Origin of the sequence: Rhodococcus sp. NPDC060084 (assembly GCF_042730335.1) — a bacterium.
In the GTDB taxonomy this organism is placed as follows: Bacteria; Actinomycetota; Actinomycetes; order Mycobacteriales; family Mycobacteriaceae; genus Rhodococcus.
In genome coordinates this window covers 49571-68282 of the sequence record NZ_JBHWWX010000005.1, presented here as the reverse complement: position 1 = coordinate 68282, position 18712 = coordinate 49571, and the positions used below count along the sequence as shown (strand labels likewise).

General features: G+C 69.4%; 19 protein-coding genes. 12 read left to right on the top strand and 7 right to left on the bottom strand.

Annotated elements, in window-relative coordinates:
- The 4 genes from ACFWBU_RS04620 to ACFWBU_RS04605 form a co-directional block, all read right to left on the bottom strand.
- A complete protein-coding gene (locus ACFWBU_RS04620; RefSeq protein WP_378527641.1) occupies positions 1-582 on the bottom strand; it encodes a hypothetical protein in 582 nt (193 codons plus the stop codon).
- A 43-nt stretch (positions 583-625) separates the two neighbouring features.
- Positions 626-1288: a Maf family protein gene (locus tag ACFWBU_RS04615; protein WP_378527640.1), complete on the bottom strand. Its 663-nt coding sequence runs from the start codon at positions 1286-1288 to the stop codon at positions 626-628.
- A 1-nt stretch (position 1289) separates the two neighbouring features.
- The gene (locus tag ACFWBU_RS04610) at positions 1290-1631 is read right to left on the bottom strand and encodes an acyl-CoA carboxylase subunit epsilon (RefSeq protein ID WP_378527638.1); all 342 of its coding nucleotides are present in this window, start codon (positions 1629-1631) and stop codon (positions 1290-1292) included.
- 64 nt (positions 1632-1695) lie between these two features.
- The gene (locus ACFWBU_RS04605) at positions 1696-3336 is read right to left on the bottom strand and encodes an acyl-CoA carboxylase subunit beta (RefSeq protein ID WP_378527637.1); all 1641 of its coding nucleotides are present in this window, start codon (positions 3334-3336) and stop codon (positions 1696-1698) included.
- Between the two features lie 116 nt (positions 3337-3452).
- Here ACFWBU_RS04605 and ACFWBU_RS04600 point away from each other — a divergent pair, with 116 nt between their 5' ends.
- From ACFWBU_RS04600 to ACFWBU_RS04585, 4 genes are read left to right on the top strand one after another with little or no spacing between them, the layout of a single operon-like run.
- On the top strand, positions 3453-4298 hold the full coding sequence (locus ACFWBU_RS04600; RefSeq protein WP_378527636.1) for a biotin--[acetyl-CoA-carboxylase] ligase: 846 nt from the start codon (positions 3453-3455) through the stop codon (positions 4296-4298).
- Positions 4299-4349: 51 nt separating this feature from the next.
- Positions 4350-4913 carry a PH domain-containing protein gene (locus ACFWBU_RS04595; RefSeq protein WP_169619824.1) on the top strand — a complete coding sequence of 188 codons (564 nt, stop codon included), beginning with the start codon at positions 4350-4352 and terminating at the stop codon, positions 4911-4913.
- Between the two features lie 38 nt (positions 4914-4951).
- Positions 4952-5635 carry a response regulator transcription factor gene (locus tag ACFWBU_RS04590; RefSeq protein WP_169619823.1) on the top strand — a complete coding sequence of 228 codons (684 nt, stop codon included), beginning with the start codon at positions 4952-4954 and terminating at the stop codon, positions 5633-5635.
- A 12-nt stretch (positions 5636-5647) separates the two neighbouring features.
- A complete protein-coding gene (locus ACFWBU_RS04585; RefSeq protein ID WP_378527634.1) occupies positions 5648-6952 on the top strand; it encodes a sensor histidine kinase in 1305 nt (434 codons plus the stop codon).
- Positions 6953-6983: 31 nt separating this feature from the next.
- On the opposite strand, the gene ACFWBU_RS04580 is transcribed toward ACFWBU_RS04585, so the two are convergent.
- On the bottom strand, positions 6984-7514 hold the full coding sequence (locus tag ACFWBU_RS04580; RefSeq protein WP_378527633.1) for a GtrA family protein: 531 nt from the start codon (positions 7512-7514) through the stop codon (positions 6984-6986).
- 189 nt (positions 7515-7703) lie between these two features.
- Between ACFWBU_RS04580 and ACFWBU_RS04575 the strand changes: the two genes are divergently transcribed.
- From ACFWBU_RS04575 to ACFWBU_RS04545, 7 genes are all read left to right on the top strand, one after another.
- Entirely contained in the window at positions 7704-8978 is a 1275-nt protein-coding gene (locus ACFWBU_RS04575) for a 5-(carboxyamino)imidazole ribonucleotide synthase (protein WP_169619820.1), read from the top strand.
- Positions 8941-9483: a 5-(carboxyamino)imidazole ribonucleotide mutase gene (gene purE, locus ACFWBU_RS04570; RefSeq protein ID WP_072699464.1), complete on the top strand. Its 543-nt coding sequence runs from the start codon at positions 8941-8943 to the stop codon at positions 9481-9483. The genes ACFWBU_RS04575 and purE overlap by 38 nt, the downstream gene beginning before the upstream one ends.
- Before the next feature lie 12 nt (positions 9484-9495).
- Positions 9496-10680, top strand: coding sequence for a sensor histidine kinase (locus ACFWBU_RS04565; protein WP_378527632.1), 1185 nt, complete (start codon positions 9496-9498; stop codon positions 10678-10680).
- A gap of 1 nt (position 10681) precedes the next feature.
- Positions 10682-11395: a response regulator gene (locus ACFWBU_RS04560; RefSeq protein ID WP_378527693.1), complete on the top strand. Its 714-nt coding sequence runs from the start codon at positions 10682-10684 to the stop codon at positions 11393-11395.
- Positions 11396-11508: 113 nt separating this feature from the next.
- Positions 11509-12288, top strand: coding sequence for an ABC transporter ATP-binding protein (locus ACFWBU_RS04555; protein ID WP_169651675.1), 780 nt, complete (start codon positions 11509-11511; stop codon positions 12286-12288).
- The gene (locus tag ACFWBU_RS04550; RefSeq protein WP_378527631.1) at positions 12285-14717 is read left to right on the top strand and encodes an FtsX-like permease family protein; all 2433 of its coding nucleotides are present in this window, start codon (positions 12285-12287) and stop codon (positions 14715-14717) included. Before ACFWBU_RS04555 ends, ACFWBU_RS04550 begins: the two co-directional genes overlap by 4 nt.
- 62 nt (positions 14718-14779) lie before the next feature.
- The gene (locus ACFWBU_RS04545; RefSeq protein WP_169619815.1) at positions 14780-15184 is read left to right on the top strand and encodes a hypothetical protein; all 405 of its coding nucleotides are present in this window, start codon (positions 14780-14782) and stop codon (positions 15182-15184) included.
- Here the strand turns inward: ACFWBU_RS04545 and ACFWBU_RS04540 are convergent.
- Entirely contained in the window at positions 15162-15872 is a 711-nt protein-coding gene (locus ACFWBU_RS04540) for a TIGR03089 family protein (protein WP_378527630.1), read from the bottom strand. The genes ACFWBU_RS04545 and ACFWBU_RS04540 overlap by 23 nt on opposite strands.
- 70 nt (positions 15873-15942) lie before the next feature.
- On the bottom strand, positions 15943-17418 hold the full coding sequence (locus ACFWBU_RS04535; RefSeq protein ID WP_378527692.1) for an LCP family protein: 1476 nt from the start codon (positions 17416-17418) through the stop codon (positions 15943-15945).
- Positions 17419-17804: 386 nt separating this feature from the next.
- Here ACFWBU_RS04535 and rfbD point away from each other — a divergent pair, with 386 nt between their 5' ends.
- Positions 17805-18662: a dTDP-4-dehydrorhamnose reductase gene (gene rfbD / locus ACFWBU_RS04530; protein WP_378527629.1), complete on the top strand. Its 858-nt coding sequence runs from the start codon at positions 17805-17807 to the stop codon at positions 18660-18662.
- The last annotated feature ends 50 nt before the right edge of the window (positions 18663-18712 follow it).

Here is an 18712-nt window from a genome sequence, read left to right as displayed (position 1 = left end):
TCAGCCCTCTGCGATGACTTCGAGGATGTGCTGCGCGAACCAGCGGTTGTGATACTCCTCATACGGGCCGGAGCCCTGCGCGGCGAGATGCTCGGCCAACGGGCCGATGGTGGTCTCGTCGAGCGGAAGCGCGAAGAACTGCTCGTCGGCGCCCTCGTCGCTGAGGAACCAGTCGATGACGACTGCGTCGCCGTCCGTCGCCACGTTGTCCGACTCGTGGAACTTCAGCAGGGGATACCGCATCGACAATGCGTCCGGAGACGACCCGGTCTGCTGGGTCAGCGCGGACGTGGACGTGGTGAGCACCGTGCGGTAATCGACGGTCTCCCCGTCTTCCGTGTACCGCTCGACGTGCAGGACTTCCATCGGGCCGATCGCGAGCGTGAACAGCCGCTGGTGGTCTGCGGTTCTGCCCGCGGACGGAAGGCAGGTCAGCGTCCACCCGGACACTTCATGGTCCGCCGGATCGTCGAACGCGGAGGCCAGGTACCCGGCCACCAGGTCGACGACCACGTCGAAGAAGGGATCCTGGCTCAGCAGGACGAAGCTTTCTTGGGTCGCGGACCCCGCGATGTCGTTCATGACCGTCCTCGGATTCGGTGATGGGGATGGTCCGGAAATTCGCTCAGTTTTCGAGAGCTTCGATCGGGATGGCCGCGTTCTCGGTCCACAACTGCGCAACCGAGATGCCGACCCGGGCAAGAAGCGTGCGCACGAGGGGCAGTCCGATACCCACGACAGACGACGGATCGCCTTCGATGCTGTCGATGAACCAGCCGCCGAGACCGTCGAGGGTGAACGCTCCCGCCACCTCGAGCGGCTCTCCGCTCTCGAGGTAGGTCTCGAGTTCCTCTTCGGTCGGGGTGCCGAAATGGACAACGGTGCCGCTGTGGCCGGACGCCTCGGCAACGAGTTCACCGTCGTGGACCCGCAGCACGCTGTGTCCCGTGAGCAGTTCCGCGCTGCGACCCGCCATCATGTGCCAGCGTTCACGCGCCACATCGGTTGTACCGGGCTTGCCTTGCAGCACACCGTCGACGAGGAGCATCGAGTCGCAACCGATGACCACCGCGTCCTTGAGTCCGCTCTCCTCGAGCACCGGCAGGATCGCAGCGGCTTTCTCGCGAGCGAGTGCTGTGACGACGGCCGCCGGGACGGTACCGGGCTCGAGTGCCGCGACGACGGCGTCCTCGTCCACACCGGAGACGTGGACGAGCGGCTTGACTCCGGCCGCGTGCAGCACCGACAGGCGGGCCGGGGAAGCCGACGCCAGCACCAAGCGCGGCACGTCAGAGCCGGTTCGGGTACGAGTACGGGGAGAACGGAGCCCGCTGGCGGTGCATCCGCGTCGGATCGCCCCACGTCTCGGGCGGCTTGCCGTCGCCCTCGGGTGCCGCGGACCCTGCGGCCGCCGCGAGCACCGACACGAGGGCTGCGATCTCCTCGTCGGACGGGTTGCCCTTGACGATCCGCAACGCAACGGCGAGCTCATCGGCCGAATCCGCCGCCTCGGCCGCGGGTTCCGGCTCGGCCGGTGCGGTGACCTGCCCGTTTCCGGAGGTCACCGGCACGGCGTCGGTCGCTTCGATCTCCGTGTCGGTGATGATCTTGTCCTCTGCCGTCGCCGTCACTGCGCGCCACCCGTGTGCGACGTCGCGAACTGGGTCGCTGTCATGTGGATCCCTCTCGTTGAGGTCACAGGGGAATGTTTCCATGCTTCTTCGGCGGGAGCGAAACCATCTTCCGCTCGAGCAGTCGCAGCGCGGAGACGATCTGGCCGCGGGTGTGCGACGGCGGGATGACCGCGTCGACATACCCGCGCTCGGCCGCGATGTACGGGTTGACGAGGGTGTCCTCGTATTCGTTCTGCAACTGCAGACGCAGCGCATCGACGTCCTCGCCGGCTGCGGCGGCGTCCTTGAGCTGCTTGCGGTAGACGAATCCCACGGCTCCGGATGCGCCCATGACGGCGATCTGCGCGGTCGGCCACGCGAGGTTGACGTCGGCGCCCATGTGCTTGGAGCCCATGACGTCGTAAGCGCCGCCGTACGCCTTGCGGGTGATGACGGTGATCTTGCCGACCGTCGCCTCGCCGTACGCGTACAGCAGTTTCGCGCCGCGGCGAATGATGCCGTTGAACTCCTGCTCGGTGCCGGGCAGGAAGCCGGGGACGTCCACGAGCGTGATGATCGGGACGTTGAAGGCGTCGCACGTGCGCACGAAGCGGGCGGCCTTCTCGGAAGCGTCGATGTCCAGGCAGCCTGCGAACTGGGTCGGCTGGTTGGCGACGATGCCGACGCTGCGGCCGTCGATGCGGCCGAAGCCGATGATGATGTTCCGGGCGCGCTCCGCCTGGACCTCGAGGAACTCGTCGTCGTCGAGGAGACGGCGGATCACCTCGTGCATGTCGTACGGCTGATTCGCCGAGTCGGGGATGATCGTGTCGAGCTCGAGGTCCTCGTCGGTGAGCGAATCCTCGATCGCGCCGTCGATCGGATCGGTCGGGGCGGTACGCGGGGCAGCAGCCTGGTTGTTGCTCGGCAGGTACGACAGCAGGTCGCGGACGTAGTCGAGCGCGTCCTGCTCGCCCTCTGCGACGTAGTGCGCGACACCCGACTTGACCATGTGGGTGTGTGCGCCGCCGAGGTCCTCCATCGTGACGTCCTCGCCCGTGACGGTCTTGATGACGTCGGGGCCGGTGACGAACATCTGGCTGGTCTTGTCGACCATGACGACGAAGTCCGTCAGCGCGGGGGAGTACACGTGACCGCCCGCGGCGGGGCCCATGATGAGCGAGATCTGCGGGATGACGCCGGAGGCCTGCACGTTGCGGTGGAAGATCTCGCCGTACAGTCCGAGCGAGACGACACCTTCCTGGATGCGCGCGCCGGCGCCTTCGTTGATACCGACCAGGGGTCGACCGGTGCGAACCGCGAGATCCATGACCTTGACGATCTTCTCGCCGTAGACCTCACCGAGGCTGCCACCGAAGACCGTGGCGTCCTGAGAGAAGACGCAGACGTCGCGGCCGTCGATCGTGCCGTAGCCGGTGACGACACCGTCGCCGACGGGGCGGTTCTCGGCCAGACCGAAGTTCGTGCTGCGATGGCGGGCGAGAGCATCGAGTTCGACGAACGAACCTTCGTCGAGCAACGCGGTGATGCGCTCGCGGGCGGTCAGCTTGCCCTTGGCGTGCACCTTCTCGATGGCGGCCTCACCGACGGGAGCCTGAGCCGTGGCCTGACGATTGCGCAGGTCGGCGAGCTTGCCGGCGGTGGTGTGAATATCGGGCGTACTCGCCGCCTCGGACGCGGAGGGCTCCTGGACAGTGGTCATGGGCAGTCAGCTTAGCGAGCGTCACATGCCTGTGCCGCGCCGGTCCCGGTTGTGTTGAATTATTGAACTGGACCTACCGGCGGGTAGGGAATTTCGACCCACCCTAGGCTGGGCGCATGGCCGGAAACCGCGAAACGCCAGATCTCGCTTCCCTGCGCGCACCCCTCGACGTGGCTCGTCTGCGCAGCGCCCTCACCTCGGCAGAGAGCGGCGCGTTCTACACCCGGCTCGACGTCGTGGACGAGACCGGCTCGACCAACGCGGACCTGCTCGCCGTGGCAGGAACGGGCGCCGACCGCCGCGCGCTGCTGGCGGAGTTCCAGAGCGGTGGACGCGGCCGGCACTCGCGTACCTGGAACGGTGTGCCGGCAGCCCAGGTCATCGTCTCGGTGCTCCTGCGCCTGCCCGGGTGCCCCCTGCGCGACCTCGGGTGGCTGCCGCTGATCGCCGGGATCGCCACCGTCGACGCCGTGCGCTCGGTTGGGGGGGTCCCGGCACAGCTCAAATGGCCGAACGACGTGCTGGTCGGCGGCCGGAAACTCGCGGGGATCCTCGTGGAGGTCGCGTCCACCTCACCCGAGCCGGTGGCCGTCGTCGGCGTCGGGGTCAACGTGACCCTCACGGCGGAGGAACTGCCCGTTCCGACCGCCACGTCGTTGTTGCTCGAGGACGCCGGCGATCTCGACCGGACGCTGCTCGCGGAGACGCTGCTGGCCGCGTTCGCCGACCGGATCCGTGCGTGGGCGCGCGCGGGCTGGAACACGGCGGGGCCCGCCGCTGCGTATCGCGAGCGCTGCGGCACGATCGGGCAGCAGGTACGGGCGGTGCTCCCGGGCGACACCGAACTACGCGGCCTCGCCGTGGACGTGGACGACCAGGGTCGTCTCGTGATCCGGCCCGACGGCGCCGGCGACACGGTGGCCGTGGCCGCGGGGGACATCACGCACCTGCGTCCCGCCTGACAACCACGCCGACGAGGCGGTCGGTCACCGGCATGTGCCATCGTGGGCGCCATGGGATATCCCGACGACGCGCTGGCACCAGGGGAAGAGCTGCTGCTCCACCGTCATCCGCACTGGAAGGCGTTGATCGTTCCGGCCGCAATCCTCCTCGTCGCGACGCCGCTCGCCGGCTTCCTGCTGGGCGTCGTCGCGGCTCGGCTCGACGGTGCCGCAGCGACCGTCCTGAGCGTGGCGGTCGTGCTGCTGTGGCTCGCGGTCGTGGTGTGGCGCTCCCTCGTTCCGCTCGTGAGCTGGCTCAGCACGCATTTCATCGTCACCGACCGGCGCGTGCTGGTTCGCACCGGTGTCCTCACGCACACGGGAATCGACATCCCCATGGGCCGGATCAGCAATGTCCAGTTCCGGCACGGCCTCGTCGACCGGATGCTCCGCACCGGAACCCTCGTGGTGGTCTCGGCTGCCGACGATCCGCTCGAGTTCGACGACATTCCCGAGGTGCGGCAGGTCCACGCCCTGCTCTACCAGCAGGCGTTCGACGCGCACGACCGCACGGCGGCGGAAAACCGCCCCGCGCGGCATCCGCACGAAGAGGACACCCACCGCAAAGCGTGGTAATCCCGACAACCGGGCCATCGATCCGTACGCTGAATTCCGTGACTGCCGTACTACTCGCCGAAGACGACGACGCCATCGCGGCACCGCTTTCGCGCGCGCTCGGCCGCGAGGGTTACGACGTGACAGTCGAACACAGCGGTCCGGTGGCACTCGAACGCGCACTCTCCGGCGACTACGACCTCCTCATCCTCGATCTGGGCCTACCCGGTATGGACGGTCTGGAAGTGTGCCGTCAGATCCGCGCGGACCGGTCCGAGCTGGCCGTCCTCATGCTCACCGCCCGGACCGACGAAGTCGACTTCGTCGTCGGGCTCGACGCGGGCGCCGACGACTACGTCGGCAAGCCGTTCCGGCTCGCCGAACTGATGGCGCGGGTCCGCGCATTGCTGCGGCGCCGGGGCTCGGGCGAGCAGGACGATATCGTCGACGTGTCGGGGATCCGGCTCGAACGAGCCGCCCGGCGGGTCCTCGTCGACGGGTCCGAGGTCGCACTCGCCAACAAGGAATACGAGTTGCTGAGGGTCCTGCTCGAACACGCGGGGCAGGTGGTCTCGCGCGACATCATCCTCGAAGAGGTCTGGGGTGACACCGATCTCCGGGGGTCCAAGACCCTCGACATGCATATGTCGTGGCTGCGTCGCAAGATCGGCGACGAGGGACCCGCAGGTGAACGACGCATCGCGACGGTGCGCGGCGTCGGTTTCCGTTTGAATACCGACTAGCGGCCCGCGCACGTGCGTAGTCGCATCCTCAATGCGGTGATGGCCACCGTTCTGCTCGTCGCCCTCCTGCTCGGTGTTCCGCTCGCCTATACGGCCTACCTCTTCGTGGAGGACACGGCACGGCGCGACCTACAGGACCGTCTCGGGCGGATGGCCGACGAGATCATCGCGCAGGAGGGCACCGGCGGCCTCGTGGTCGGCGGCCTCGACACGAGTTCCCTGCGCCTTCTCGTTCCCGCCGACGGCCGGGTCGTGGTGGTCTACCCCACCCCGGAGAACGTTGCGGCGCGCCTCGACATCGGGGCTCCCGTCGTGGAGTCCCCGATCGTGGAGTCGCTCTCGATGGGCACTTCGGGTTCGCTGCGGATCGAGGTTCCGTCGGAGAGCCTGCGCACTCTTCAGCAGCAGGTGCTCGCGGCCGTGACATTGCTCGTGCTGCTGTCCGTCGCCGTCGGCGCACTCGTAGCGGTGGCGACCGCCCGACGGCTCGCCGACCCCCTTCGGGACGCGGCACGTCGCGCGGCCCGGTTGGCCGAAGGTGATTTCCGGCCGGTCCCGCGGCGGCACGGAATTCCGGAACTCGATCGCGTGTCCGACGTGCTGGACGCCGCAGCCGTCGAGATCTCCAACCGCCTCCAGCGCGAGCACGGCCTGGTCGGCGACGTCTCCCACCAGTTGCGGTCGCGCATGACGGCGATCCGGCTGCGTCTCGACGAACTGTCCACCCACGACGACCCGGCGGTCGTCGAGGAGGCCGAGGCCGCGATGGCACAGGTGGACCGGCTGACCGCTGCGATCACCGATCTGGTCCGGCAGTCCCGCAACAGCGCCGCCGAACTCCGCACCGAGGTCTCGGTGGTGGGCGACCTCACCGGCGTGATCGCGGATTGGCGGGGCCCGTTCCAGGAGGCCGGCCGCGAACTGGTGCTGAGTGGCGACCCGTCGTTGCGCTCGTCGGTGACGGGATCGCGGTTGCGTGAAGCGGTCGCGGTGCTCGTCGACAACGCACTCGTCCACGGTGGCGGAACGTGCACGGTCTCGGTGCGCTACGTCGCCACGCGCGGTGATTCGACGGTGTGCGTCGAGGTCAGCGACGAAGGCGAGGGAGTGTCCGACGACCTGGTACCGCATATCTTCGACCGCGGCTTCTCCGGTGGCGGCTCGACCGGACTGGGCCTGGCACTGGCACGGGCGCTGGTCGAAGCGGACGGCGGGCGCCTCGAACTGCAACGTCGCAGACCCGCTCTGTTCGCGTTGTTCCTCGGCGCGAGCAAAGATCACGCAGCGCCGGAGCGGCGAACCCGGGAACCGAGATGATCCGGACGGCCTGCCCGCGCTCGGGATCGGATCAGGTCCGGGGCTCGTCGGTGAGTTCGCCGGGCACGTTCTCGGGGGTCATCTCCTCGGGGAAGACGAACCGCCGGAAGCAGTAGAAGCGGAACATCATCTGCAGCAGGTTGCCGATGATGTACGCGCTGACGAAGTCCGCGATGTTCTCGACCGTGAGGCTCACTTCGGGAACCCGCAGGTTGAACACGTAACTCGAGATGTACAGCGGGATGAAGGACAGGACCACCCCGATCCCGCTCACGAAGAAGAACAGGAACGCCTCGTGCGCACGCTCGCGGCCACCGCGATTCTTGAAGGACCATTCGCGGTTGAGGACGTACGAGCAGAGAACCGCGATCACACCGGCGATGATCTTGGCCGTGACGGGCTTTTCCGACAGAACCGTGAGCTTGAGGGTGTAGAAGATCGTGGAGTCGATGACGAACGTGGTGCCGCCCACGATCGCGAACTTGATGAGCTCGCGATGACGAACCAACAAGTCCCGAAGGGGCTGCGGAACTCTGTTCAGGGTTTCATCAACGAATGACACTCGGAGAAGTCTACGAAACGTTTGCGTGAATTCACGAACCTTGCGAGAAACTATCAGCCACGCCACAGGTTCGTATCGTGCGCGACGGCCGGGCGGCGCACACCCTTCCACGAGCGCCGCACGATGCCCGCGACGTGCGGTGACACCGCTGCGAGGCACCCGCGACGGCCTGTGACAACATGGTTACCCGTGACCGGCAGATCCGATTCGTCTCCTCGATCCGACACCCCACGTGCACTCACCGGCGGTATGCCGGTCGTCACCATGATCGGTGGGGGCCAGCTCGCCCGGATGACCCACCAGGCCGCAATCGCGCTCGGCCAGACGCTGCGCGTCCTCTCCGGCAGCGCGGACGAGCCCGCGGCGCAGGTCAGCCCGGATGTCGTGCTGGGGAGCCACAACGATCTCGACGCGCTCCGCCGCGCCGCCACCGGCGCACACGCACTGACCTTCGATCACGAGGGCGTGCCCACCGAGCACCTCGAGGTGCTGCAGCGCGAAGGCGTGAACGTCCTGCCGCCGCCCCAGGCACTGATCTTCGCGCAGGACAAGATCGCGATGCGGAACCGGCTCGGCGCCCTCGGCGCACCCATGCCGAAGTTCGCCGAGATCACCTCCGTCGACGATGCGATCGCCGCACTCGACACCCTGGGCCGGCCCTACGTGCTCAAGGCGGCACGTGGCGGATACGACGGGCGCGGCGTGTGGATCCTCGACGACCGCGCCGAACTCGAGCGTGTCGTCGCCGAGCAACTCGCCGCCGGTGTGCCGCTCCTCGCGGAAGAGAAGATCGAGTGGACGCGCGAGCTGTCCGCGATGGTCGCCCGTTCCCCGTTCGGGCAGGGCGCATCGTGGCCCGTGGTGGAAACCGTCCAGCGCGACGGGCAGTGCGCCGTCGTCATCGCGCCCGCACCGGACCTCCCCGCCGACGTCGCGGCCGCAGCCGAACAGCTCGCCCTGCGCATCGCCGGTGAACTGGGCGTGGTGGGAGTCATGGCGGTCGAGCTCTTCGAGACCCGGTCCGGCGAGTTGATCGTCAACGAACTCGCGATGCGTCCGCACAACTCCGGCCACTGGGGTATGGACGGCGCACGCACCGGCCAATTCGAACAGCACCTGCGCGCGGTGCTCGACTACCCGCTCGGCGACACGACTCCGCTCGCCCCGGTGACGGTGATGGCGAACGTTCTCGGCGCTGCCGAAGCTCCCGAGATGAGCATGGACGAGCGCCTGCACCACCTGTTCGCCCGGATGCCCGACGCGCGGGTGCACCTGTACGGGAAGGGTGAGCGCAAGGACCGGAAGATCGGGCACGTCAATGTGCTCGGCGATCCGAGCGGGTCGATCGACGACCCCGCGTACGTCGCCGCGGTGCGGGAGCGCGCCGAACGCGCGGCGCACTGGCTCTCGCACGCGGTCTGGACCGATGGTTGGAACGAACACACGGGAGACAACGGTGAGTGACGTGTCGCAGGGTGCGCAGGTCGGCCTGATCATGGGCAGCGACTCCGACTGGCCGACGATGGAGGCCGCCGCCGAGGCGCTCGCCGAGTTCGGAATCCGCTTCGAGGTGGGCGTCATCTCCGCGCACCGCACACCGCAACGGATGCTCGACTATGCCGCGAACGCGGCGGGCCGGGGAATCAAGGTGATCATCGCCGGTGCCGGTGGCGCCGCGCACCTGCCGGGCATGGTCGCGTCGGCGACGCCGTTGCCGGTGATCGGTGTGCCGGTCCCGCTCAAGTATCTCGACGGCATGGACTCGCTGCTGTCCATCGTCCAGATGCCCGCGGGAGTGCCCGTGGCAACCGTGTCCATCGGGGGCGCGCGCAACGCGGGCCTGCTGGCGGCGCGGATCCTCGGCGCGTCCGATCCGGCGCTGCGCGAGCAGATGGAGCGGTTCCAAGCGGGCCTCGAGAAGATGGTGCTCGAGAAGGACGACGCGCTGCGGCGCACGCTCCTCGGCTGACAGACTGCCGCCGTGCAGACGACGTCGCTGGTGGAACGATGGAACCGGTGGTCCCGGGCGCACATCGGAACGGTCGACGCGGTTCTCGCGGCACCGATCGTGTTGTTCGCGGTGGCCGCTGCGCTTGCCGTGGACGAAAGCTCACCGGCGGTCGTCGTCGTGGCTCTCGCTCTGTCCGTCCCGCTCGTCTGGCGGCGCGTGTATCCGGTGGCTGCGGGCGGAATCGTCGCTGTCGCCTCGTACGCGCATCTCGCGTTCCTGCCGGAACTCGGGCCCGGGACCGCGATCGCGGTTCCCGTCGCGGTGTACTCGCTTGCGGCCTACGCCCCGCGCTGGGCCGCGAACGTCGCTCTCGTCGCCGCGGTGGCGGGAGGCGCGGGTGCCGGGGCGCGGTATCTGTCCCCGCCGGGCAGCCGACCGTTCGACGTCGCGGTCATGGCGGTGCTGGTCGCCGTGTTCCTCGGCGGGATCTGGGCGTTCGGGCGAGTTCGCAGCCTGCGGTTGCGGGAGGTGACGTCGCTGACCGAACGGAACCGGCTGCTCGAACTCGAACGGCTCAAGGAAGCGGAACTCGCCGCCACCCAGGAACGCACCCGGATCGCGCGGGAGATGCACGATATCGTCGCGCATTCGCTCACCGCGATCATCGCGCAGGCGGACGGCGGACGGTATGCCGCCGCGCAGCACCCGGAGACAGCCACGGAGGTGCTCGCCACCATTTCCGAGACGGGCCGCGGCGCACTGACGGATATGCGGTCGCTGCTGTCGGTGTTGCGCGAGGACTCGCCACGTGAGTTCACCACGACACCCGGCCTCGGCGATCTCGGCGCCCTGATCGACCGGATGGGCGACAGCGGTCTCGACGTGACGTTCACCGAGACCGGAACGCCCCGCGAGGTCTCCGACGGGCTCGGCCTGTCCGTGTACCGCATCGTGCAGGAGTCGCTGACGAACGTTCTCAAGCACGCCGGACCGAGCGCACACGCCGAGGTGACCCTGGACTGGCGCCCGGACCGCCTCGTCGTGGAGACCGTCGACGACGGGCGGGGTGCGGCCGCGCTGGTGGAGGCGCGGCCGGGAGGCCAGGGGCTCACCGGCATCGACGAGCGGGCACGGTTGCACGGCGGCACCGCCGTGTCGGGGCCGCGCGCGCGAGACGGTGGTGGGTACCGTGTCCGCGTCACGGTCCCTGCCTAGGCTGACGGACGTGTCCGATCCCGAAGTTCCGATCCGCGTCGCGCTCGTCGACGACCAGCAACTCGTCCGCGCGGGTTTCCGCATGGTCCTCGAATCGCAGCCCGACATCGACGTGGTGGCGGAGGCGTCCGACGGAGCAGCGGCCGTGGCCGAACTCGCGCGTGTGCACGCCGATGTCGTCCTGATGGACGTGCAGATGCCGCGGGTCGACGGGATATCCGCGACCCGGATGCTGCTGGCGGAACCGGACGCGCCCAAGGTCGTGGTGCTGACGACCTTCGACAACGACGAGTATGTCGTGCAGGCCATTGCCGCCGGAGCCAGCGGATTCCTTCTCAAGGATGCGCCGCCCGAGGATCTGCTCGACGCGGTACGGACGGTGTACCGGGGAGACGCGATCATGGCGCCGCGCGCGACGCGGCGACTGCTCCGGCACATTTCACCGATGCTCGGAGCGTCCGCGCATCCGCCCGCCGCGCAGGTGGACGTGCCCGCCGAGTTGACGCCGCGTGAACTCGAAGTCCTGGTGGCGATGGCGCACGGGCTGACCAACGGCGAGATCGCGCAGCGGTTCGTGTTGTCGGAGGCGACCGTGAAAACCCATGTGGGCCGGGTGCTGGCGAAGACCGGTTCCCGCGACCGGGTGCAGGCGGTGTTGTTCGCGTTCCGGTCCGGTCTGGTGCGCCCCGACGAACTGCTCGGCGCGGGCGAGTAGGCCCACGGTCGGACCGGGACACGGCGATGTGTCCTACCGTGGGATGACACGGCCCCACGAGGATCGCTCCGCGCTCCGATGTGCCTCGGCCGCCGGATTTCTACGGTCGAACCATGACAAAACCTGGTTCTTTCCTGCCGGCGTGTTCGGCGCACGACGTCGTGCGTGTCTACGGTCGCGGCGACGCCGAAGTGCGCGCCCTCGACGGGGTGACCGTCGCCTTCGAACGCGGCCGGTTCACCGCGATCATGGGGCCGTCCGGCTCCGGAAAATCCACGCTCATGCACGCACTCGCCGGCTTGGACGGAATCGACGCGGGCCGCGTGGTTCTGCACGGAGACGCGCGGCGGAGCGACATCGACATCAGCTCCGCGTCCGACGCGGTCCTGACCGGATTACGACGCGACCGCATCGGTTTCGTGTTCCAGGCGTTCAATCTGCTGCCGGTGCTCACCGCCCGCGACAACGTGCTGCTGCCGATGCGTTTGGCCGGAACGCGTCCGGCCCCCGAGTGGTTCGACGAAGTGATCGGCCGGCTCGGTCTCACCGAGCGCCTGGACCACTTCCCGCACGAGATGTCGGGCGGGCAACAGCAGCGGGTCGCGGTCGCGCGCGCACTGCTGGCGCGACCGGACGTCATCTTCGCCGACGAACCCACCGGCAACCTCGACTCGCACTCCGGCGCCGAGGTGCTCTCGCTGCTGCGGTCCAGCGTGCGCGAAACCGGTCAGACCGTCGTCATGGTCACGCACGACCCGGTCGCCGCATCGTATTCCGACCGGGTCGTCCTGCTGTCGGACGGCCGGCTCGCCGGCGAAATCCGTGAGCCCACAGCAGATTCCGTGCTCGAAACGATGCGCGATCTGAGCGCGGGCCCGGTGTCGGTCGGATGAGACATCTCGTTCTCGCTCAGGCACGGGCACACCGCGGCCGATACGTCGCGTCGGCACTCGCAGTGGTCGTCGCGGTCGCCTTCGTCGTCGCGACGCTCGTTCTCGGCAGCACCGTCGACTCCGCGATCACCACGTCGACAGCGGCGCAGTACGACGGTGCCGCCGCCGTCATCACCGAGTCCGACTCCGACCTCGACCCCGACGGGGTTCTCACCGCGATCTCGGCTGTGCCGGGCGTGGAAGCCTCCGCCCTCGATGTGACGGGCCCGATAAAGGTCGCCGGAACCGATGGGTACAGCACCGCATCGACGGTGTCGGGCGACGTGTCGTTGCGGTGGCAGCGACTCGCCGACGGGCGCTGGCCGTCCGGCCCCGGAGAGGTGACGGTGTGCTCGTCGTCGCGCCACGCGATCGGTGATTCTCTGGCGATCACCGATATCGACGGGAAACCTGCGGCCGGCGACGTCACGGTGGTCGGTACGGTCGACCTTGCGGGGTCACCCCTCGCGCTGGATTCGCGCCTCGTGTTCGGCGACGTCGCGCAGGTCCGGGCCTGGGCGGGGGAGTACACCGAGTGGGAGATCAGGGTCGCGGGCCGGGGCGGGTCCGCGCTCACCGACGTACTCGCCGCCGCAGTTCCCGGCGCGCAGGTCACCACAGGTGCCGACCGGGCGACCGCGGTAGCGGGAAGCTATGTCGGCGACATCGGGGTACTCCGCAACGTGCTGCTGTGTTTCGCTGCCATCGCGGTCGTGGTCGCCGGATTGGTCATCTCCAACACCTTCGCGGTCCTGCTCGCGGCCCGGACGCGCGAGTTCGCGCTCATGCGCTGTGTGGGCGTCACATCCGCGCAGGTGCGACGCAGCGTACGTGCCGAATCCGTGATCGTCGGCTTCGTTTCGGCGGTCTTCGGCGTGCTCGCCGGATGTGGTCTCGCTGCCGCGGTCGTCGCGGTCGCCCGCGCCGCGGACGTGCCGATCCCGCTCACCTCGATCGCGGTGACCCCCGGCGCGATCGGCCTCGGCCTGCTCTTGGGCACCGTGGTCACCGTGATCGCCGCGAACGGCCCGGCCAGGGCTGCGACACGCGTGTCCGCACTGGCTGCGATGCATCCGCTCGAGACCCAGCCGGAACCGGTGCGGGACACGTGGGTGCGCAGGGTGTGCGCACTGCTGGCGATTGCCGGCGGTGCGGCACTGCTCGGGATCGGAGCGGCGGTGGGCAACGTCCTGATGGCGTGCCCCGGTGGGCTGATGCTGTTCGTCGGCGTCATCTTGGCCTCCCGCCGGATCGTGCCGGCCCTGGTGGGGGCGGTAGGACAAGCGCTGGCCCGGTTCGGTGGCCCCGTGGCCGCGCTCGCCGCCGGCAATGCCCGCCGCAATCCCCGTCGTACCGCGTCGACCGCGACCGCGCTGTTCATCGGTGTCACCCTGACCTCCACGATCGTGGTGGGCATCGGCACGCTCAAGGCCGGCGCACCCGCCTTGATCGACGAGAACTTTCCCGTCGACGTCGCGGTGATGTCGGTTCCGGACGCATCCGACGGTGCCGTGGACCGGTTCACCGCACTCGACGGTCTCCGCGCGGGAACCGCGGTCGCGAATACGACCGTCGGGGTCGGGGAGACCGAATTCTTCGTCACCGGGGTGGATCCGGACTCTGCCGCACAGACACTGCGGGACGACGTTCGGTTGCCGCAGCCGGGAACGATCGCCCTCGAACCGGCGCTGGCCGAGACGCTGGGAGTCCGTGAGGGCGAGGCGATCACCGTGCGTGGCGACACCGGGTCGCGCGAACTCACGGTCGTGACGGCGGGCCCCGGTGCGCCCGACCTGATCGCGCTCGCCGACCTGCAGGCCATCGATTCCGAGACTGCCGACACCGTCTGGTTGCGGCTGGACGACGGTCTGACCGACGACCGGCTCGTCGCGGTCTCGGACGACATCGCGCGGGTGGCGGCCGACATCTCACCCGGCAGCGAGGTGGTGGGCGCGGTGGCGAACCGCCAGATGCTCGAGAAGGTGCTCGACACGATGTTGCTGGTCGTGGGGGGTCTGCTGTCGATCGCGATTCTCATCGCACTGATCGGCGTCGGAAACACGATGGCTCTGTCCGTGATCGAACGGCGTCGCGAGACCGGGATGCTGCGCGCGCTGGGCCTGTCCCGGTCCGGGGTGCGCAGTCTGCTGGTCCGGGAAGGCGTGATCATCGCCGGCGTCGCGTCGGTGCTCGGGGTCGCTCTGGGCCTGCTGCTCGGCACGGCCGGGACCGCGTCCGTGATCGGCGCGGGCTACGTCACGCCGGGCGCCGTCCCGTGGGCGCAGCTCGTCGCAATCGTCGTGGCGGGAAGTGTCGCGGGTGTGGTGGCCTCACTGATCCCGGCGTACCGCGCGGGCCGGACCAGCCCCGTGGCGGCGCTGACCGGCTGACGGTCTCTGCGCGGCGCCGCCGTCGTCCGTGACGGCGGCGCCGGATCGCTAGGCTCGGAACCGTGCCCCCCGAACGCAGGGTTCCGAGCCGAGCGGTCCGCGCATCGCGCGGTGTGCCGTCCGCGCGTGTCGCCACCGTGGCTGCATTGCTCTGGGCCAGGTTGTGGGGCGCCGCGGTGACCTTCGACGACGAGTGCGGCATCTACGTGTGCGCCGGTATGCGGGGCGGCTTCGCGCGCGGAGGGACGACAGTCGGCGGCGCGTTTCTCACCCGCGCCCAGCCGACCCGGCGGTTGCTGCGTCACGAGGCCGTCCACGCCGATCAGTGGGCACGATACGGTCTCGGGTTCGCCGTGCGGTATTGGTGGGAAGAGATCCGAAATCCAGGTTCTCGCAACCGGTTCGAGATCGAAGCAGGGCTGGAGGACGGTGGCTACCGGAAGATCACCCGTCCAGGCGCACGGTGACCTTCTCGCTCACGACGCGCCGTTCCTCGGCGGCCGGGTCGGGACGGGAGACCTGCACGAGCGACGCGCCTGCCGTCAGCACGGCGAGCAGGCCGCCGATCAGCGCGTCGGGCGTCTCCCAGGTCCGTGACGAGAGCACCCGGTCCGCGGCGGTGATCCCCGCGCTCTGTGCGGCGTCGCGCGCGGCGGCGAGTACGTCGCCGGCGGAGCGCCCGTCGAGCACCGAGCCACCGTCGCCCGCCGAGCGGAACTGGTCGCCGTGCACCCGGACGTTCGTCGCGTAGTCGGTGACACCGGGCGGCAGATCGGCGACGGGCGCACCGAAGGCGTCCAGCGAGAGCGCGCCCACCTCCGGAACCTGTTCGACGTCGGCGAGACGATCGGGCGTCACGAGAGCCACTTCCACGTCGTCGGAAGGCTCGAGGACGACTTCGGCGCCCGCCCACCACGTGCCGAGAAGCACAGCGGCAGTCTGCCAGTGCGCCGGAAGCAGGACCGCCACCTGCGCGCCGGGCAGCACACCGAACTCGTCACGCAGAAGGTTCGCCGTCTTCGCCGCCCAGTTGGCCAGCGTGACCGCCGACAGTTCGATCCGGGCTCCGGTCGCGTCGTCGTACCAGGTGATCCGCGGACCCGCCGGATCGGTGGTGAGGATCGGTTCGAGCAGGGTGTCGGTCAGTGTGGTCACATCTACCTCGTTCGTCGGGCGGTGGTTGGTTCGCGTGTCGATCGCGGGCGGTGCGGGGCCGGCGGTGCGGTCAGTTGACGCAGCGCGGGCCCTCCGACCCTGCGTCGATCGGAGGCGCGGCCGGGGCAGGTGTGGCGGTGCCGTCCGCGGGGGTCAGGCCGGACGAACTCGAGGTGGTGGTCGACTCCGAACCGGCGAAGGTCGAGGTGCCGGGACCGCTGTAGTCACCGGCGAGCACCACTCGCACCGTTCCCTCGGGCAGCGTCGGATCCGTCGCCGTGTCGAGCCCTCCGAGCGCAGCGGCCACCGCGCGCGTCTCGTCGGACTCCTCGTCGGCGCCGTACACGGTCGACGACGAGACCGCCGAGCCGGTGTAGTTGCCCACCTCGCCCTCGACGTACCCCTCGGACGAGAGCTCGGCCGAGACCACCGACGCGAGGCCGGCCACGTCGCCGGCGTTCGTGACGTCGACGGTCACTGTCGACGGCTCGATGTCCGGTGCCGGTGTGGCGGACGTGGTCCTGTCGTCGTCGGGCGCCCGATCGTCGGAGGTGCGTCCGGCCAGACCCGCCACGAAGTCTCGTACCTCGTCGGGGTCGACCTGCACCACGGATTCGCCGTAGTCGGTCATCGCGTTGATGTCCTCCACGGGGATCGTCGAGAACGTCACGTCGCCTCCGGCGAGGCCTTGCAATTGGGTCGCCAGATCCATGATGTCCCAATCGGAGTCGAGCACGACCGACCGCTGCACAGCTGCCGTGAGCTGATTCACCTTCGACGGGTTGCTCAGGGTCTTGGCGCTGAGCACCTTCTGCGCGAGCGACGCCATGAACACCTGCTGGCGAACGATCCGATCGAGATCCCCGCGGGGCAGACCGTGTCGTTGCCGCACGAAGCTGAGCGCGTCGGGGCCTTCGAGCGTCTGTTGTCCGGCATCGAACCGTGCGCCGGAGAGAGGCTCGTCGACGGGAGCGTTGAGGCACACCTCCACACCGCCCACCGCGTCGGTCAACAGCACGAAGCCCAGCAAGCCGACTTCGGCGTAATGGTCGACGGTGACGCCGGTCAGGTCGCCCACGGACTCGATGAGCGCTTCCCGGCCCGCCTTCGTCGACTCGGTCTCTGCCTCGGCGGCGTCGGAGCCGGACTCCACCAGTTCCAGCCGTGTCGTTTCCTTCGTTGCGCCGTAGGCGGCGTTGATCTTCGACATGCCGATGCCGGGAACATCGACGTAGGTGTCGCGCGGGATGGACAGCGCGGTCGCGGAACGCCCGTCGTTCGGCACCCGGATCATGATGATGGTGTCGGTGTTGTTGGCGACCTCTTCGCCGGCGCGCAACGCGTCGAGTTCGCGCTGCGACAGCGGGTTGCCGTGCGCATCGGTGCGGCTGTCGGTGCCGACCAGCAGAATGTCGACCGCACCGTCCTCCCCGCCGCCGAGGCCGAGACCGCCGATCGATGCGAGCGACGACCGCAGCGAGTCGATGCGCTGCCAGGCGATGCCGGTGACCACGAGTGCGAGAGCCGCGGCGACCGCCGCGATCATCTGCAAGGGCCGTCCGGTGAAGACGCGGGGTGCCGCGGCGACCGCGGGGCGACCGGGATCGTCGCTCCGGCGGGGCCGGCGCGGTCGTCTGCCCGTGGCGGCGGCCGACCCGGGACCGTCGGCGATCGGTGTTCCTCCCGCGCGAGAGCGGCGGCCGCCCGTCGGGCGTCGCCCGCCGGTACGGCGGCGGGGCGGCTCTGGCGGCACCTGGTCCTCCTGTCGGGTGGATCGCTTCTGTCGTGTCGAGCACTGCTGTTGTATCGCGCACTGCTGTCGTGTCGAGCACTGCTGGGCAGGCTGATGTCGGGTGTCCGGACTTCCCCTGAAGGCTACTGGGGCGGGTGCTCCAGGGGCACGCACCACTCCGGCGTGCCAGACTTCACAGCGTGTCCACCCTCCTCGTCACCGGTTCCCACGGACAGCTGGGCCGCGCGCTCCTCGCCCGGGCTGCCGCATCCGGGATACCCGTTCGAGGCGTCGGTTCCACAGAGATGGACATCACCGATCCGGTAGCCGCCGCCGCGACCATCGAGCCGGGTGCGGTGGTGATCAATTGCGCCGCGTACACCGCGGTCGACGCAGCGGAAAGCGACGAGGCCCGCGCGGCAGCCGTCAACGGAACGGGGCCCGGGGTGCTCGCCGCGACCTGTGCGGACAAAGGTGCCCACCTGATCCACGTTTCCACCGATTACGTGTTCGCGGGCGACGCGACCGAGCCGTACCGCACGGACGCCGCGACCGGCCCGCGCACCGCGTACGGACGGACGAAACTGGCCGGCGAGCGCGCGGTGCTGGGCACGTTGCCGTCGGCGCATGTCGTGCGCACCGCATGGGTGTACACGGGAGACGGCACGGATTTCGTGGCCACCATGCGGCGGCTCGAGCGTGAGCGGGACACCGTGCGGGTCGTCGACGACCAGCGTGGATCGCCGACCTATTCGCACGACCTCGCCGACGGACTGCTCGAGCTCGCCGCTCGGACGGATCTGCCCGGCGGCGTGCTGCATGCCACCAACGGCGGCGACGCCACCTGGTTCGACCTCGCGCAGGCCGTGTTCGCGGAGGTCGGCGCAGATCCGGTACGGGTGCAGCCGTGCGGGAGCGACGAGTTCGTGCGGCCCGCCCCGCGCCCGGCGTATTCGGTGCTCGACGGCGGGGGGTGGGCACGTGCCGGTCTCACGCCCTTGCGACCGTGGCGAGACGCGCTGCACGCGGCCATCGGATCGGTGGACACGCGCAGATGACCTGCGAGTGCGCAGCCTGTGTTTCACCGCACACCGAGAGGGTCGCTATG

What these genes read in the sequence shown, in the direction of transcription:
- ACFWBU_RS04535 (WP_378527692.1), bottom strand. Translation starts at nt 17,418, where the DNA reads ATGATCGCGGCGGTCGCCGCGGCTCTCGCACTCGTGGTCACCGGCATC.
- ACFWBU_RS04620 (WP_378527641.1), bottom strand. Translation starts at nt 582, where the DNA reads ATGAACGACATCGCGGGGTCCGCGACCCAAGAAAGCTTCGTCCTGCTG.
- purE (WP_072699464.1), top strand. Translation starts at nt 8,941, where the DNA reads ATGGTTGGAACGAACACACGGGAGACAACGGTGAGTGACGTGTCGCAG.
- ACFWBU_RS04600 (WP_378527636.1), top strand. Translation starts at nt 3,453, where the DNA reads ATGGCCGGAAACCGCGAAACGCCAGATCTCGCTTCCCTGCGCGCACCC.
- ACFWBU_RS04550 (WP_378527631.1), top strand. Translation starts at nt 12,285, where the DNA reads ATGAGACATCTCGTTCTCGCTCAGGCACGGGCACACCGCGGCCGATAC.
- ACFWBU_RS04595 (WP_169619824.1), top strand. Translation starts at nt 4,350, where the DNA reads ATGGGATATCCCGACGACGCGCTGGCACCAGGGGAAGAGCTGCTGCTC.
- ACFWBU_RS04605 (WP_378527637.1), bottom strand. Translation starts at nt 3,336, where the DNA reads ATGACCACTGTCCAGGAGCCCTCCGCGTCCGAGGCGGCGAGTACGCCC.
- ACFWBU_RS04555 (WP_169651675.1), top strand. Translation starts at nt 11,509, where the DNA reads ATGACAAAACCTGGTTCTTTCCTGCCGGCGTGTTCGGCGCACGACGTC.